Origin of the sequence: Streptomyces antioxidans (assembly GCF_000968685.2) — a bacterium.
GTDB lineage: Bacteria > Actinomycetota > Actinomycetes > Streptomycetales > Streptomycetaceae > Streptomyces > Streptomyces antioxidans.
In genome coordinates, this window is the sequence record NZ_LAKD02000088.1 from 62,094 (window position 1) to 77,096 (window position 15,003).

The window sequence follows — 15,003 nt, forward strand, 5'->3', positions numbered from 1 at the left end:
AGCTCAGCCGACCCGGACGGCGGGCTCGTGGCGGACGGGGAAGTTCACCGAGTTGGCGATGAAGCACATCTCATGCGCGTCCCGGTGCGCCGAACGCGCCCGCTCCAGCATCGACTCGTCCACGACGGTGACCACCGGGTTGAGCACCACCTCGGTGAAGCGCCCGCCGTGCCCGGCCGTCTCCTCCATGACCCCGGCGGCGACGTCCTCGTACGCCGTGACCCGCACCCCGTCCCGGGCGCATACGGAGAGGTAGGTCAGCATGTGGCACTGCGAGAGCGAGGCCAGCAGGAACTCCTCCGGGTTCCAGCGCTCCGGATCCCCCAGGAACGCGGGATCGGCGCTGCCCCGCAGGGTCGGCTTCCCCTCGCCGAGGATGTCGTGCGACCGCCCGTAGTCCCGGTAACCGCTCGTCCCCGAACCGGAGTTGCCGGTCCACCGGACCGTGGTGCGGTAGGTGTGCTGTCGGCCCATCGTCCGCGCGCTCCCCTCATCACAGGGTCGGAAGGTGGAAGCGACTATAGGGCCGCCGTGGGGAGGCCCCTGCCGAGCACTATTTAGGTTAGGCTAACCTTCGCCGTGTGAGATCTGGTGAGGAAGCGGCCGTAAGCCCACGCCTGCGCGGTCATGAGCTGTCGGCCACGGGGGTGACCGTGGCGTACGACGGCGTGGACGTCGTGCACGACGCCGCGATCGCGCTACGGCCCGGTGAGGTGACCGCTCTGGTCGGCCCCAACGGCAGCGGGAAGTCCACGCTCCTGCGGGCGATCGCCCGGCTGCAGCGGGCCCGCCGCGCGGGCTTGAGGATCGACGCCGACACCGACGGTCTCGCCCTGACCACCCGTGAGTTCGCGCGGCACGTGGCCCTGCTGACCCAGGGCCGCCCCACCCCCGGCGGACTGACCGTACGGGACGTCGTGGAGTTCGGCCGCTACCCGTACCGGGGCCGCTTCGGGCGCCCGGATCCGGACGCGGCGGACGCGGTCGACCGGGCGCTCGCCCTGACCGGCGTCACGGACCTCGCCGAGCGCCCCGTCGACCACCTGTCCGGCGGCCAGACCCAGCGGGTATGGCTCGCCGGGTGCCTCGCCCAGGAGACCGGTGTACTGCTGCTGGACGAGCCGACGACCTACCTCGACCTGCGCTACCAGGTCGAACTCCTCGACCTCGTCCGCGACCTGGCGGACGACCACGGCATCGCCGTCGGCGTCGTCCTGCACGACCTGGACCAGGCGGCGGCCGTCGCCGACCGGATCACCCTCCTCCAGGCGGGCCGGATCGTCGCCGACGGCCGGTCCGAGGAGGTCCTGACGCCGGAACGGCTGACCGCGGTCTACGGCATCCGGATCGAGGTCGACACCGACCCCCTGACCGGCCGCCCGCGCACCCGCGCGATCGGCCGCCACCACGCGCGCGGCCCCCGCAGCACGCGCGGAACCATCGGCGAAAGGCTCGGCACCACCTCATGAGACGTCTCCCGCTCACCACCGCGGCCGCCCTCGCCGCCGCGGCGCTCACCCTGGCCGCGTGCGGCACCACCGAACCCGCCGCCGACGGCTCCGCGAAGTCCTCGGGCGCCATCAGCCTCACCGACGCCAGCGGCGCGAAGGTCAAGCTCGACGGCCCGGCCACCAAGGTCGTCACCACCGAGTGGAACGTCACCGAAACCCTCCTCACGCTCGGCGTCGACCCCATCGGCGTCGCCGACGTCAAGGGCTACAAGACCTGGGACACCGCCGTCCCGCTGAAGGGCGAGCCGAAGGACATCGGCACCCGCGGTGAGCCGAGCATGGACACCATCGCCTCGCTCTCGCCCGACCTCATCCTCGCGACCACCGACCTGGCGCCCGCCGCCGTGAAGCAGCTGCGCAAGGTCGCCCCGGTGCTGGAGGTGAAGTCCGCCGACGCCTCCGACCAGATCGGGCGGATGCTGAAGAACCTCGACCTCATCGCCGAGGCCACCGGCACCACCGACCGGGCGAAGACCGCCCGCGAGGATTTCGGGGACAAGGTCGCCGAGGGCAAGAAGGCCCTCGCCGACGCGGGCCTCGACGGTACGCGGATCGCCTTCGCCGACGGCTATGTCACCTCCAACCAGGTCTCCCTGCGCCCGTACACCAGCGGCTCGCTCATCGGTGCCGTCAATGAGCGGATCGGCCTGAAGAACGCCTGGAAGGTCAAGGGCGACGCGAGCTACGGCCTCGGCTCCACCGACGTCGAAGGGCTCACCGGGCTGCCGAAGGGCGTCCAGTTCGGCTACATAGGCAGCGACGGCGACAAGAGCAGCAACCCCTTCACCGGCGCCCTGGCGAAGAACGCCGTGTGGAAGTCCCTGCCTTTCGTGACGGCGGGCGATGTGCACCGGCTGCCCGACGGCATCTGGATGTTCGGCGGCCCCGGCTCGATGGAGGCGTACATCGACGCCGTCGTCGACGCGCTGACCCCATGAGGAAGCGCTGACGAAGTGAGGAACCGCTGACCGAGTGAGGAAGTAGCGCACGCCATGGCCGTCACCGCGACCACCCCCGACACCCGTCCGCCGGCGGCCGCGTCCCGGTCGGGCGCGGCCGTGGTGGCGGCCGTGCTCGTCCTCCTGGTCGTGGCGCTCGCCGTCGCCGACATCACCCAGGGCACCGCCGCCGCCGGACCGGCCGAGGTGCTCAAGGCCCTGACCGGGCGGGCCGATCCGGATGACGCGTCCGTCGTGATCGCCTCCCGGCTGCCGCGGATGGCCGCGGGCGTGCTGGTCGGCGTCGTCCTCGGCGTTGCCGGAGCCGTGCTCCAGGCCGTCAGCCGCAACGCGCTCGCCTCGCCCGACACCCTCGCGGTGAACGCCGGTTCGTACCTGGCGCTCGGCATCGCGGGGACCACCGGCGTCTCGCTGCCGATGCTCGCCTCCTCCGGCGTGGCCTTCGCGGGCGGGCTGCTGGCGGCGTCCGTCGTGCTCGCCCTGTCCGGCCTCGGCATGGGCACCGTACGGCTGGTCCTCACCGGCACCGCGCTGGCGCTGGGCCTGAACTCGGTGACGCAGGGCCTGCTGCTGCTGTTCCCCGAGCAGACGGAGGGCCTGTACCAGTGGAACCAGGGCAGCATCAGCCAGAACGGCTTCGACGGCGTCCTCCAGATGCTGCCCGTCGCGCTGGCCGGACTCTTCGGCCTGCTGCTCACCGCCCGCCGGGTCGACGCGCTCGCCCTGGGCGACGACGCCGCGCGCGGGCTGGGCGTCCCGGTCCGCACCACCCGGGTCACGGCGGTGGTGCTGGCGGCGCTGCTGTCCGCGGTGGCCGTCACGCTCGCCGGGCCCATCGGCTTCGCCGGGCTGTGCGCACCGGCCCTGGTGCGCCCGCTGGCCCGCCGGTTCCGGGGCCTCGTCCGCGCCCGTACGGCCCTGCCCGTGGCCGGTCTGGCCGGTGCCGGGCTGGTGCTCGGTTCGGATGTGCTGCTGCGGGCACTCGTCCCCGCCGATACGGCGGTCGCGGTGCCCACCGGGGTCGTCACCAGCCTGGTCGGCGCCGTGTTCCTGGTGGTGATGGCCCTGCGGCTGCGGGATACGGCCGCGGCCGACGCGCCCGACCGGACGCGCATCCCCAGCCGGACGGCGTTCCTGGTCACGGTGGCCGTCATCCTTACGGTGGCCATCGGCGTCACGGTGGCCGGTGTCCTGCTGGGTGACAGCAAGCTGCTGCTCGGCGATGTCGCGAACTGGGCGCAGGGCCGGGCCGGTCGGGCCGTCTCGTTCGTCCTGGACACCCGGGTGCCCCGGGTGCTCGCCGCCCTGTGCGCGGGCGCGGCGCTCGCCCTCGCGGGCACGCTGGTGCAGGCCGTGACCCGCAATCCGCTCGCGGAGCCGGGCACCCTGGGCGTCTCCGGCGGAGCCGCGCTGGGCGCCGTACTGCTCGTCACCACGGTTCCCGCCGCCGGTTCCTGGAGCGTCGCGGGTGCCGCGTTCGCGGGCGCCGCCGTGGCCGCCGTGGTCGTCTTCGGGCTCACGGCCCGGGGCGGTTACCAGCAGAACCGGCTGGTCCTCGTCGGCGTCGGAGTGGCCGCCGGGACGACCGCGCTGACCAGCCTGCTCATCGTGCTCACCGACCCGTTCAACGCCACGAAGGCGCTGACCTGGCTGTCCGGTTCGACGTACGGGCGGACCATGCCGGACGTGCTGCCCGTCGCGCTCACGCTGGCGCTGGGCCTCGCCGTCGCCGCCACCGCGCGCACCGAACTGGACCTCGTATCCCTCGACGGGGACACCCCGCGCCTGCTCGGGCTGCGGCTGTCCCGGGCCAGACTCGGCTTCCTGGTGATGAGCGTCCTGCTCAGCGCGACCGCCGTCGGCTCGGCGGGCACCATCGGCTTCGTGGGCCTGGTGGCGCCGCACGCGGCGCGCGCACTGGCGGGCCGACGGCACGTACGGGTGGTGCCGGTCGCCGTACTCCTCGGCGCCGCGCTGGTGTGCACGGCCGATCTGCTCGGCCGCACGGTGATCGCGCCCGCCCAGCTGGGCGCGGGGCTGATGACGGCGGTGATCGGCACGCCGTACTTCCTGCGCCTTCTGGTGCGGGCACGGCGGTAGCCGCGTTGCGGAGGAGCGCCACACCCAGGAGTGGCGCGTCCTGGTACGGGGGCTCTGACCTGCGCAGACTCAATGGGGTCAGGACAGAGCTGCACCAGGAAGGAAAGGGATACCGCCATGAACCCCACGAACGCCACGACCGGAACCGGAACCGGGACCGGGACCGGCAAGGTCGTACTCATCACCGGGGCCAGCAGCGGGATCGGGGCGGCCACCGCGCGTCGGCTCGCCGCCGAGGGGCACCGGGTCTGGCTGGGGGCGCGGCGGACCGAGCGGCTGGGGGAGCTCGCCGCGGAGATCACCGCCGAGGGCGGCAGCGCGGCGTACCAGCGGCTGGACGTCACCGCGGCCGATGACGCGCGGGCCTTCGTGGCGGCCGCCCGGGAGCGGTTCGGGCGGGTGGACGTGCTGGTCAACAACGCCGGGGTGATGCCCCTTTCGCCGCTCGGGGCGCTGAAGGTCGACGAGTGGGACCGGATGCTCGATGTGAATGTGCGCGGTGTGCTGTACGGCATCGCCGCGGCCCTGCCGGTGATGCGGGAGCAGGGCGGCGGCCATGTCGTGAACATCGCCTCGGTGGGCGCGTACGAGGTGTCGCCCACTGCCGCGGTGTACTGCGCCACCAAGTTCGCCGTGCGCGCCATCTCGGAGGGGCTGCGCCAGGAGTCGGCGGGGGACATCCGGGTCAGCCTGGTCTCGCCGGGCGTGACCGAGTCCGAGCTGGCCGAGTCCATCTCCGACCCGGGCGCCCGTGAGGCCATGAAGACCTACCGCTCGGTGGCCGTCCCCGCCTCCGCGATCGCCGACGCCATCGCGTACGCCATCGGTCAGCCGCCCGAGGTCGATGTGAACGAGATCGTGGTGCGCCCGGCCGCGAGCGCCCAGTAAGTGCCGTGCGGGGGCGGGCCGTTGAAGGGGCGCGGGCGGTCCAGGAGGGGAGGCGGGCGGAAAACCCGTAGGGCGATCGCTGACGGCGGCTCACACTGAGCACATGGATGGAGCCATGTCGAGTCAGCTGCTCGGATTCCCGCCCGATGCGCGGGTGCTCATCGTCAACTGCGATGACCTCGGGATGCACGAGTCGGTCAACGCCGCCGTCATCGACGCGATCGAGGAGGGGATCGCGAGCTCCTGCAGTCTGATGGTGCCGTGCCCGGGGGCGCCGCAGGCCCTGCGGACGCTGCGGGCGCGGCCGGGCATCCCGTTCGGCATCCACCTCACGCTCGTCCGCGACGCGGACCACCTCCGGTGGGGGCCCCTGAGCGCGAAGGGGACGGTGGCGTCGCTGCTGGACGAGCGGGGCGAGCTCCTCACCGCCGCCCGGCGGGAGGAACTGCTCGCGCGGGCGCGCCCGGAGGAGGTCGAGCGGGAGTTCCGGGCCCAGATCGAGGCCGTGGCCGACGCGGGGCTGACGCCGACTCACCTGGACTGGCACTGTCTGGCCGACGGCGGCCGTAAGGACGTCTTCGAGCTGACCTTGGCGCTGGCGGGGGAGTACGGGCTGGCGGCGCGGGTCTGGCTCGACGGCGGGCGCCGGACGGCGCGCGGGCGCGGGCTGCCGGTCACCGACCATGACTTCCTGGACAGCTTCGCCCTCGACACCGACGGCAAGGCGGCCCGCTACGCCGAGCTGCTGCGCGCCCTGCCGCCCGGGCTCAGCGAGTGGGCGGTCCACCCCGGGCTGGACGACGCACGGTCGCGGGCCGCCGAGCCCGGCGGCGGATGGCGGGTGCGCCACGGCGACCACGCGTTCCTGACCTCGGCCCGGGCCCGTGAACTGCTGGCGGAGGAGGGCATCGTGGTGATCGACTACCGGCCGCTCCAGCGGATCTGGTCCGGGGGCGGCTGATGTGACGCCGCGTGGTCCAGCGCGGTACGGCCGACGTGATGCCGCGTGGTCCAGGGAGGGCGGCCGATGTGACGCCGTCTGGTCCAGCGCCGTACGGACGACTTGACGCCGTTGCCGGGGCCCGCTTTGATCGCAGCAGCCGCACGGTGTACCTGCCCCGTGCCGCGCGAGAGGTGCGCCCAGCCGGTAGGGGACCCGGTGCCGGTCCCGAGCCCGGACACAGTCGCCAGGACGGCGGACGCCATCCGAGGCGGGGACGCTACCCGCGAGTGTTGGAGCTTTCATGCCAGCCAGCCATGCCGCACGTCTTCGCCGCCGCTGGGCCCTCGCGTCGGTGGTCACGGCCGCCGCGGCGGCGGCCGCCGCCGTGACCGTGTCCATGTCCTCGGGAGCCAGCGCGTCCGAAGTGGCGCTGCCGCCCGTCCACGGTGGCTTCGACTACCAGATCGGCGGGGCGTACACCCCGCCGGAGGGAGTCGACATCGTCAGCCGCGACCGCGGGGACTCCCCGGCGGACGGGCTGTACAACATCTGCTACGTCAACGCCTTCCAGGTCCAGCCGGGCGAGCGCGACCAGTGGCCGGACGACCTGCTGCTGCGCGACGGCAACGGCGACCTCGTCATCGACACCAAGTGGAAGGAACCGCTGCTCGACCTCCGTACGGGCGAGAAGCGCGAGCGGGTGGCGGACAAGGTCGACGGGTGGATCGACGGCTGCGCCGCCAAGGGCTTCGACGCCGTCGAGCCCGACAACTACGACAGCTACGAACGTTCCAAGAAGCTGCTGACCACCGCCCACGCCAAGGCGTTCATGGCCCTGCTGTCGGAGCACGCCCACGCCCAGGGGCTGGCCATCGCGCAGAAGAACACCGCGGAGCTCCTGCCCGACCGGGAGGCGGCCGGGCTGGACTTCGCGGTGGCCGAGGAGTGCGGCGAGTACGACGAGTGCGGTGAGTTCGCCGAGGCGTACGACGACCGTGTGGTGGTGGTCGAGTACGGCGACGAGGGCTTCGCCAAGGCGTGCGAGGGGTGGGGCGACCGGCTGAGCGTCGTCCGGCGGGACGAGGGCGTCTCGCCCGCGGGCGCCGAGGGCTACGCACGCGAGACCTGCTAGGAGCTCCCCTCAAGCCGTCCCCGTCCCCGTCCACGTTGGGGGGCGGGGACGTGCTTACACTGAGCGGACGCTCAGCGGGGGCTGCCGGGGTTCAGATGCCCAGGTTGGCCTCGTGCGCCGCGGCCACGGCCTCCTTGTCGCCCTCCAGCTCGACCCGGGCGGACTCCTGGCGGCCGGTGAGGAAGAGCGCCAGCTCGCCCGGTTCGCCGGTGACCGTGACGACCGGGGTGCCGCGGTGGGCCACCGCCGTACGGCCGTCCGGACGCCGCAGCACCAGGCCGACGGGGGAGCGGCGGCCGAAGATCCGGGCGCCGCGCTCGATGCGGGACCACAGCGCGTCGGCGAAGACCGGGTCCAGCTCGCGCGGCGTCCAGTCCGGCCGGGCGCGGCGCACATCCTCGGCGTGGACGTAGAACTCGAAGCCGTTGGCCGCCTCGTCCACCTGCTTCAGCGCGAACGGGGACATCCGCGGCGGACCGGTGCGGAACAGCTGGAGCAGCTCCTCGTACGGCCGCGCCGCGAACTCCTCCTGTACCCGGGCCAGCCGCGCGGCCAGCGGCTTGACCAGCACCCCGGCCGCCGCGTCTGGGCGGCGCTCACGGACCACCAGATGGGCCGCCAGATCGCGGGTGCTCCAGCCCTCGCACAGCGTCGGGGCCCCAGGGCCCGCACCGTCCAAGAGGTCGGCGAGAAGCAGCCGTTCGCGCTTCGCGTGAGTGGACATACGCCCACCCTACGACCGGCATCCGCACCCTGCCACGAGAACCACCCCTCCGCGCCCCACGCATCGACTCCCCCCGCGCCCCACGAGGCCCACGCCTCGACCACGTGCCAGGGGCTCCGCCCCTGGCCCCCCGGAGCCCCGGCCTGGAGTTTGAGGTGAACCTCCGGGTCCGGGGCCCGGGGCGCGGCCCCTGATCTGGGGCTTGGGGCGCGGCCCCGCGCGAGGGCTGGGGCGGGGTCCACGGCCCGGAGCCTGGGGCTGCGTCCCAGTCCGGGGGTACGGGGCAGAGCCCCCTGGTCCGGGGTACGGGACGGGGACCCCTGCCCGGGGTTGGGGGCAGAGCCCCCGCTGGGGGTCTGGGGCGGAGCCCCGGCCCGGGGCCCGGGGGCGCAGCCGTTGGTCTGGGGTCTGGGGGCAGCCCCGGCCGGGGGTCTGGGGCGGAGCCCCGGTCCCCTGGCTGAGGCGCAGCCCCTGGCCCCGGGGTCCGGGGCGGAGTGCCGGTTTTGGGGAGGGGCGGGGTGGGGGACAGGGGCGGCGGCGCGGCTACCCCGGCAGCGGCTTGCCCAGCTTCTTGCCGTCCTGCCCAGCGCTCAGTGTGAGCGCGCAGGAGACCTGGTCCTCCCCCTGGACGGAGTACGTGGCCAGCGCCGGGTACAGCGCGTAGTAGTAATACATCCGGCCGTCGTTGGGGATGCTCTTGAGCCGCTTCTTGGCATCCGTCTCACACAGTGCGAGCGCCTTCGTCTGAATCGCCTTCTCGGTGGAGAAGTCGCCGCTCAGCGTCTCGTTGGCGATCACCTCGCCATCGTGCGGGCCGTCGCAGGACCGCTTCTCGACCTTGGTGACGCTGCTGTCCATCGCCGGGTGGTCGAAGCACTTGCCGGGGTCGAGCACCACATACGGCACCTTGTCACCGGGCGCGCCGGACTCCGACGCGTCCGGGGCCGCCGAATCCGAGGCGCCCGGATCCCCGTCGTCGGGGGCATCGCTCCCGCCGCCCAGCGGCGCACCCTCGCCGGGGTCCTCCGAGCCCGCCGGGGCGGCGGACGACTCGGCGTCCGAGGGCGAGGAGAGGGGGCGGTCCGAGGCCGAGGCGGACGGATCCCCACCGGCCGACGTCTTCTTGCCGCCGTCGTCCTTCGTCCCGATGACGATCGCGCCGATGACCACCGCCACGGCGACCACCGCCGCGATGACGACCGCCGTGGTCCGGGAGCCGCCGGTGCCGGGCGGCGGCGGAGGGGGCGGCAGCGCCCCCGGGGGTATGGGCCCCGGCGGCAGCGCGCCCGGGGGCGGTCCGCCGGGCAGCAGGGCCGGTGGGGCGGGCGGACCGAAACCGCCGCCCTGCTGCCCGGGCGCGTCCGCCGAGGGCGGCGGCCCGAAGCCCTGCTGCGGGGCCTGCGGGGGCTGCCCGGGTTGCTGCGCCTGCGGGGGCTGCTGCGGCTGTGCGGGCTGCGGCTGCGGTGGTGGTTGTTGCTGCGGCTGCGGCGGTGGACCGAACCCCCCGCCGTTTCCAGGCCGGTTGGGGTCATTCGACGGCGGCGGAAACGTCATGCCCGAAGCATGCCCCATTCCACTGACAATCCGTCCATCGGGCCCGGCCTACCGGCCGGTTTTCCGGCCCGGTCTCCCCGCCCGGCCCGCGTCCGCCCCGTCCCGGCGGAGACTATTCGCGGGGACCCCCCTCCGGACGTGCAGAATGGTCGCATGACCGGCTCCGACCGCCCCTCCGCCCTCGACCCGGCCCTCGCCGCCCGCCTCAGGCGCGGGGCCGACGGCCTGCTCCCCGCCATCGCCCAGCAGTACGACACCGGTGAGGTGCTGATGCTCGGCTGGATGGACGACGAGGCGCTGCACCGCACCCTCACCACCGGCCGCTGCACCTACTGGAGCCGCAGCCGCCAGGAGTACTGGGTCAAGGGCGACACTTCCGGCCATGTCCAGCTGGTCAAGTCCGTCGCGCTCGACTGCGACGCCGACACCGTCCTGGTCAAGGTCGACCAGGTCGGCGCCGCCTGCCACACCGGCGACCGCACCTGCTTCGACGCCGACGAGCTCCCGCTCGGCCCGCAGACCGGCACACAGACCGGCCCGCAGCACGCCCCGCGGACCGTCCCGTAGATCGCCCGTAGACCGGCCACCACCCCGACCACGCCCCGCCGGGTTACCCGGCCCCAGACCCAGGACGCTGTCACGATGGATCTCGAGACCTTCCGCAAGCTGGCGGCCGACCGCCGCGTCATCCCCGTCAGCCGCAAGCTGCTCGCGGACGGCGACACCCCCGTGGGCCTCTACCGCAAGCTGGCCGCCGAGCGACCCGGCACCTTCCTCCTCGAATCCGCCGAGAACGGCCGTTCCTGGTCCCGCTACTCCTTCATCGGCGTCCGCAGCGCCGCCACCCTCACCGAACGCGACGGCCGCACCCACTGGCTGGGCACCCCGCCGGTCGGCGTCCCCACCGACGGCGATCCCCTCCAGGCGCTGCGCGCCACCGTCGAGGCCCTGCACACCCCCCGCGACCTCGGCGGACTGGTCCAGCTGCCGCCGTTCACCGGTGGCATGGTCGGCTACCTCGGCTACGACATCGTCCGCCGCCTGGAGAAGGTCGGCGAGCACGGCCGGGACGATCTGCGCCTGCCCGAGCTGACCATGCTGCTCACCTCGGACCTCGCGGTGCTTGACCACTGGGACGGCACCGTGCTGCTGATCGCCAACGCGATCAACCACAACGACCTCGACACGGGGGTGGACGAGGCGTACGCGGACGCCGTGGCCCGGCTCGACGCGATGGCCGCCGACCTGGTCCGCCCCGTCGCGACCGACCCGGCCGCGCTGCCCGACTCCGAGCTGCCCGAGTACACCGCTCCGTGGGGCGGCGAGGACTTCATGGAAGCGGTGGACGACATCAAGGAGCGCATCCGCGCGGGCGAGGCGTTCCAGGTCGTGCCCTCGCAGCGGTTCGAGACGTCGTGCCCGGCCAGCGCCCTCGATGTCTACCGGGTGCTGCGCGCCACCAATCCGAGCCCCTATATGTACCTCTTCCGGTTCGAGGGCTTCGATGTGGTGGGCTCCAGCCCGGAGGCGCTGGTCAAGGTCGAGGACGGCCGGGCGATGCTGCACCCCATCGCCGGCACCCGCCCCCGCGGGGCGACCCCGCAGGAGGACGCGGCGCTCGCCGAGGAACTGCTCGCCGACCCCAAGGAGCGGGCCGAGCACCTGATGCTCGTCGACCTCGGGCGCAATGACCTCGGGCGGGTCTGCGAGCCGGGCAGTGTGGAAGTCGTCGACTTCATGTCGATCGAGCGCTACAGCCATGTCATGCACATCGTCTCGACCGTCACCGGCAGCCTCGCCGAAGGCCGTACGGCCTTCGACGTGCTCACGGCCTGCTTCCCCGCGGGCACCCTCTCCGGCGCCCCCAAGCCGCGGGCGCTCCAGATCATCGAGGAGCTGGAGCCGAGCCGCCGCGGGCTGTACGGCGGCTGTGTCGGCTATCTCGACTTCGCGGGCGACTCCGACACCGCGATCGCCATCCGCACCGCGCTGCTGCGCGAGGGCACGGCGTACGTCCAGGCGGGCGCCGGGATCGTCGCCGACTCCGATCCGGTGGCCGAGGACGCGGAGTGCCGCAACAAGGCGGCCGCGGTGCTGCGGGCGGTGCATGCGGCGGGGCGCCTGGGGCGGTAGGGGGTACGACGGCTGCTCGGGGCTACGCCCCGAACCCCGGAGCCCAGGGGCGGAGCCGCTGCCGGGAGCCACTGCCATGAGGCGGAGCCGCGGATCTCGCGCCCGGACACCCCATGGTTTCCGGTAGCCGGTACTTCCCGGTAGGTCCCATATCCCCCACCCGGGAACGACTCCGTACCCGGGTGGGGGATAGTGGTAGGCGTGACTGCAGCAGCCGTACCCCCGCCCAGGGCCGAGCACGAGCCCTCCGCCCGCGCCGCGCGCGGCCGCCGAAGCAGCCTTGTCGTCGCCCTGCTCGCCGGTGCGCTCGGCGCCGCCCTCGTCCTGCTGGCCGCCAGCCGCAAATGGGCCGAGGGCACCGCCTCCGTCGCCCAGGGATCCCTCCCGCAGAGCGCCAACGGCGATGACATCACCGGACTGCCCGGTGCCCTCGCGGTCGTCGGCCTCGCCGCGCTGGTCGCGGTCTTCGCCGTGCGCCGCGTCGGCCGCGCCGTCGTCGCGGCGCTGCTGGCGCTCAGCGGCGCGGGCGTCGTGATCAGCTCCGCCCTCGGGGCGTCCGACAAGGCGGCGCTGGAGGAGAAGGCGTCCAAGGTGAGCGGGCTGACCCACAGCCCGATCCACGACGTGGCGTACACCCCCTGGCCGTGGGTCGCCGCGGCGGGCGGGGTCCTGCTGCTGCTCGCGGGCGTGCTCGCCCTGGGCTACGGCCGTCACTGGCCCGCGATGTCCGGCCGGTACGAGCGCGCGGCCACCGCCGGTGCCCCGGCCCGGAGCCGCACCCGGCGCGCCGCCACGACCTCCGACCCGGACCGCCCCGAGGAACTGTGGAAGGCCCTGGACCGCGGCGAAGACCCAACGGAGACCCACCCGCGCCAGGACGCCGACCGCAGCGCCTAGCCCCCAACGGCGCCCTATCCCCCGCCCCGGGTTTGGGGATCTCCTGGCTGGTGCCGCGTCCCGTGGCGTAACGTCCCACCCCCGCTCAAGGGCGTTTCGCGCGTCGGGGACAATGGCGGGGGAGCGTTCGCTCCCGAGCGCCCGGACCAGGCGCGTACAGCTACGAGGAGAATTCATGGCGGGTCACAACCACGGACACACCCCGGCCGCCTGGACCGGTGTCACCATCGCCTTCATCGGCTTCTGCGTCGCCGGCGCGTTCACCGTGGCGGCCGAACCGCTCGGCTTCTGGGCGGGCATGGGGATCATCGTCCTCGGCGGTGTCGTCGGCGCGGCGATGCGCGCGGCCGGGCTGGGCATGCCCAAGGCGCAGCACCCGCGGCAGCGGCAGTCCGAAGCGCAGCCGCAGCCCGCAGGGCAGGCGCAGGCGCAGACCCAGAGCTGAGCCCCGGCGCGGCCCGGGGCCGTGCCCGCCTCCGCCGGGCGCACTGCTGCGCTGAGCCGTACGGAGGTTGGCGTATCGGCCCTGAGCTGCGCCTTCGTGGATACCCGGGCAGACTCGGCGGTGTGACAGAACCACCGCCGACCGCCCCCGCCCCCCTGGTGCGGCACCTGGCGCGGCGGCTGGCCGCCCCGCTGGGCGTGCTCGCGGGCGTTCTCGCCGCCTTCGGGTACGTCGGCGCCGTCGACCCCCGGGAGCCCGGCCACTACCCCGTCTGCCCGCTGCTGCGGCTCACCGGGCTGTACTGCCCGGGCTGCGGCGGGCTCCGCGGCGCCCATGCCCTGGCCCACGGCGATCTGGCGGCCGCGCTGCGTGACAACGCCCTCGCCGTCGGCTGTTACGCGGCCTTCGCCGTCTGCTGGGCGGTGTGGTGCGTACGCGGCCGCTTCCCGGCGCCGCGGCTGTGGCACGCGGGGGCGCTCGGCGTGCTGGCCCTGGTCTTCAGCATCGTCCGGAATTTCCCGTTCGGGGGACTACTCGTGCCGTGACCGTTGTTGTGAATTGTTGTTGCATGCGTGGTGAATGCGCATGTGGCGGGCGTACGCGTCAACCGGATGCGAAGCTTCGGCCTACCGGCGGCTACCATCGCAGTTCCAGGCGACGCGGTGGATCGCCGCGCCCGGTATCAGAAGCTTCATCCCCGTCACGGAAGGGGGCCGCTCGGTGAGTGTGCTCGACGAGATCATCGACGGAGTCCGTGCCGACCTCGCGGAGCGGCAGGCGAGCGTCGCCCTCGACGAGCTCAAGGAGCGGGCGGCCAAGGCCCAGCCGTCGAAGGACGGTGTCGCGGCGCTCAAGGGCGAGGGCGTCAAGGTGATCTGCGAGGTCAAGCGGTCCAGCCCCTCCAAGGGCGCGCTCGCCGCGATCGCCGACCCCGCCGGGCTCGCCGCGGACTACGAGGCGGGCGGCGCGGCCGTGATCAGCGTGCTGACCGAGCAGCGGCGCTTCGGCGGATCGCTGGCCGACCTGGAAGCCGTAAGGGCGAAGGTCGACATCCCCGTGCTCCGTAAGGACTTCGTCGTCACCTCGTACCAGCTGTGGGAGGCCCGGGCGCACGGCGCCGACGTCATCCTGCTGATCGTCGCCGCGCTGGAGCAGCAGGCGCTGGTCTCGCTCATCGAGCGGGCCGAGTCGATCGGGCTGACGCCCCTGGTCGAGGTGCATGACGAGGAGGAGACCGCCCGGGCGGTCGACGCCGGAGCCCGGGTGATCGGCGTCAATGCGCGCGACCTCAAGACCCTCGAGGTGGACCGCTCGAACTTCGCCCGGATCGCACCGGAGATCCCGGACCATATCGTCAAGATCGCGGAGTCCGGGGTGCGCGGCCCCCACGACCTGATCGCCTACGCCAACGACGGTGCCGACGCGGTGCTGGTCGGCGAGTCCCTGGTGACCGGGCGCGACCCCAAGGCCGCGGTGGCCGATCTGGTGGCGGCGGGCGCCCATCCGGCGCTGCGCCACGGCCGGGACTGACAGCGGGACGGGATCGGCGGACCATGGAGACGTACGCGCGCCTGGCACGGGGCTGTCGGCCCCGGGGCTGCCGCGCGCCCGCGAGGCGGGTGCGGGGGCGGCGCGTGCGCTACCACATCGGATGCGAGCCGGGACAGATCAACGGGCGGCGATGGCGTCGGGCGGCGGCGCGCTGAGCGCACGCCGC

The 15,003-nt window shown here is 73.7% G+C and carries 15 protein-coding genes and 1 pseudogene; 13 read left to right on the top strand and 3 right to left on the bottom strand.

What is annotated here, in order from left to right:
• Window positions 1-3 precede the first annotated feature (3 nt).
• On the bottom strand, window positions 4-474 hold the full coding sequence (locus VT50_RS28415; RefSeq protein WP_046089894.1) for an OsmC family protein: 471 nt from the start codon (window positions 472-474) through the stop codon (window positions 4-6).
• 107 nt (window positions 475-581) lie between these two features.
• Here VT50_RS28415 and VT50_RS28420 point away from each other — a divergent pair, with 107 nt between their 5' ends.
• The 6 genes from VT50_RS28420 (at window position 582) to VT50_RS28445 (ending at window position 7,533) form a co-directional block, all read left to right on the top strand.
• Complete coding sequence (locus tag VT50_RS28420; protein ID WP_046089895.1) at window positions 582-1,469, top strand: ABC transporter ATP-binding protein; 888 nt, start codon at window positions 582-584, stop codon at window positions 1,467-1,469.
• A complete protein-coding gene (locus tag VT50_RS28425) occupies window positions 1,466-2,449 on the top strand; it encodes an ABC transporter substrate-binding protein (protein WP_046089896.1) in 984 nt (327 codons plus the stop codon). The genes VT50_RS28420 and VT50_RS28425 overlap by 4 nt, the downstream gene beginning before the upstream one ends.
• Before the next feature lie 54 nt (window positions 2,450-2,503).
• Entirely contained in the window at window positions 2,504-4,570 is a 2,067-nt protein-coding gene (locus VT50_RS28430; protein WP_079343917.1) for an iron ABC transporter permease, read from the top strand.
• 117 nt (window positions 4,571-4,687) lie between these two features.
• The gene (locus VT50_RS28435; RefSeq protein ID WP_046089712.1) at window positions 4,688-5,458 is read left to right on the top strand and encodes an SDR family oxidoreductase; all 771 of its coding nucleotides are present in this window, start codon (window positions 4,688-4,690) and stop codon (window positions 5,456-5,458) included.
• A gap of 115 nt (window positions 5,459-5,573) precedes the next feature.
• Entirely contained in the window at window positions 5,574-6,419 is an 846-nt protein-coding gene (locus VT50_RS28440; protein ID WP_240529343.1) for a polysaccharide deacetylase family protein, read from the top strand.
• Between the two features lie 283 nt (window positions 6,420-6,702).
• A complete protein-coding gene (locus VT50_RS28445; RefSeq protein WP_078840950.1) occupies window positions 6,703-7,533 on the top strand; it encodes an endo alpha-1,4 polygalactosaminidase in 831 nt (276 codons plus the stop codon).
• A gap of 91 nt (window positions 7,534-7,624) precedes the next feature.
• Here the strand turns inward: VT50_RS28445 and VT50_RS28450 are convergent, their stop codons facing one another.
• Both VT50_RS28450 and VT50_RS28455 read right to left on the bottom strand, forming a co-directional pair.
• Window positions 7,625-8,257, bottom strand: a complete 633-nt coding sequence (locus tag VT50_RS28450) for a TIGR03085 family metal-binding protein (protein WP_046089714.1) — start codon at window positions 8,255-8,257, stop codon at window positions 7,625-7,627.
• Window positions 8,258-8,800: 543 nt separating this feature from the next.
• Window positions 8,801-9,811 carry a hypothetical protein gene (locus VT50_RS28455; RefSeq protein WP_240529344.1) on the bottom strand — a complete coding sequence of 337 codons (1,011 nt, stop codon included), beginning with the start codon at window positions 9,809-9,811 and terminating at the stop codon, window positions 8,801-8,803.
• 153 nt (window positions 9,812-9,964) lie between these two features.
• On the opposite strand from VT50_RS28455, the gene hisI reads away from it, so the two are divergent.
• From hisI to trpM, 7 genes and pseudogenes are all read left to right on the top strand, one after another.
• The gene (hisI, locus tag VT50_RS28460) at window positions 9,965-10,378 is read left to right on the top strand and encodes a phosphoribosyl-AMP cyclohydrolase (protein ID WP_046087890.1); all 414 of its coding nucleotides are present in this window, start codon (window positions 9,965-9,967) and stop codon (window positions 10,376-10,378) included.
• A 63-nt stretch (window positions 10,379-10,441) separates the two neighbouring features.
• Window positions 10,442-11,944 (top strand): annotated as a pseudogene (locus tag VT50_RS28465) (anthranilate synthase component I); the annotation flags it as partial.
• Between the two features lie 201 nt (window positions 11,945-12,145).
• Window positions 12,146-12,841 carry a TIGR02234 family membrane protein gene (locus VT50_RS28470; protein WP_046087892.1) on the top strand — a complete coding sequence of 232 codons (696 nt, stop codon included), beginning with the start codon at window positions 12,146-12,148 and terminating at the stop codon, window positions 12,839-12,841.
• Between the two features lie 175 nt (window positions 12,842-13,016).
• Window positions 13,017-13,286 (top strand): HGxxPAAW family protein, encoded by a 270-nt coding sequence (locus VT50_RS28475; RefSeq protein WP_046087893.1) that lies wholly within the window; start codon window positions 13,017-13,019, stop codon window positions 13,284-13,286.
• A gap of 122 nt (window positions 13,287-13,408) precedes the next feature.
• A complete protein-coding gene (locus VT50_RS28480) occupies window positions 13,409-13,831 on the top strand; it encodes a DUF2752 domain-containing protein (RefSeq protein ID WP_046087894.1) in 423 nt (140 codons plus the stop codon).
• Window positions 13,832-14,006: 175 nt separating this feature from the next.
• Window positions 14,007-14,816 carry an indole-3-glycerol phosphate synthase TrpC gene (gene trpC / locus VT50_RS28485; RefSeq protein ID WP_046087895.1) on the top strand — a complete coding sequence of 270 codons (810 nt, stop codon included), beginning with the start codon at window positions 14,007-14,009 and terminating at the stop codon, window positions 14,814-14,816.
• 23 nt (window positions 14,817-14,839) lie between these two features.
• A complete protein-coding gene (trpM, locus tag VT50_RS41450) occupies window positions 14,840-14,992 on the top strand; it encodes a tryptophan biosynthesis modulator TrpM (protein ID WP_369075658.1) in 153 nt (50 codons plus the stop codon).
• Window positions 14,993-15,003: the final 11 nt, after the last annotated feature.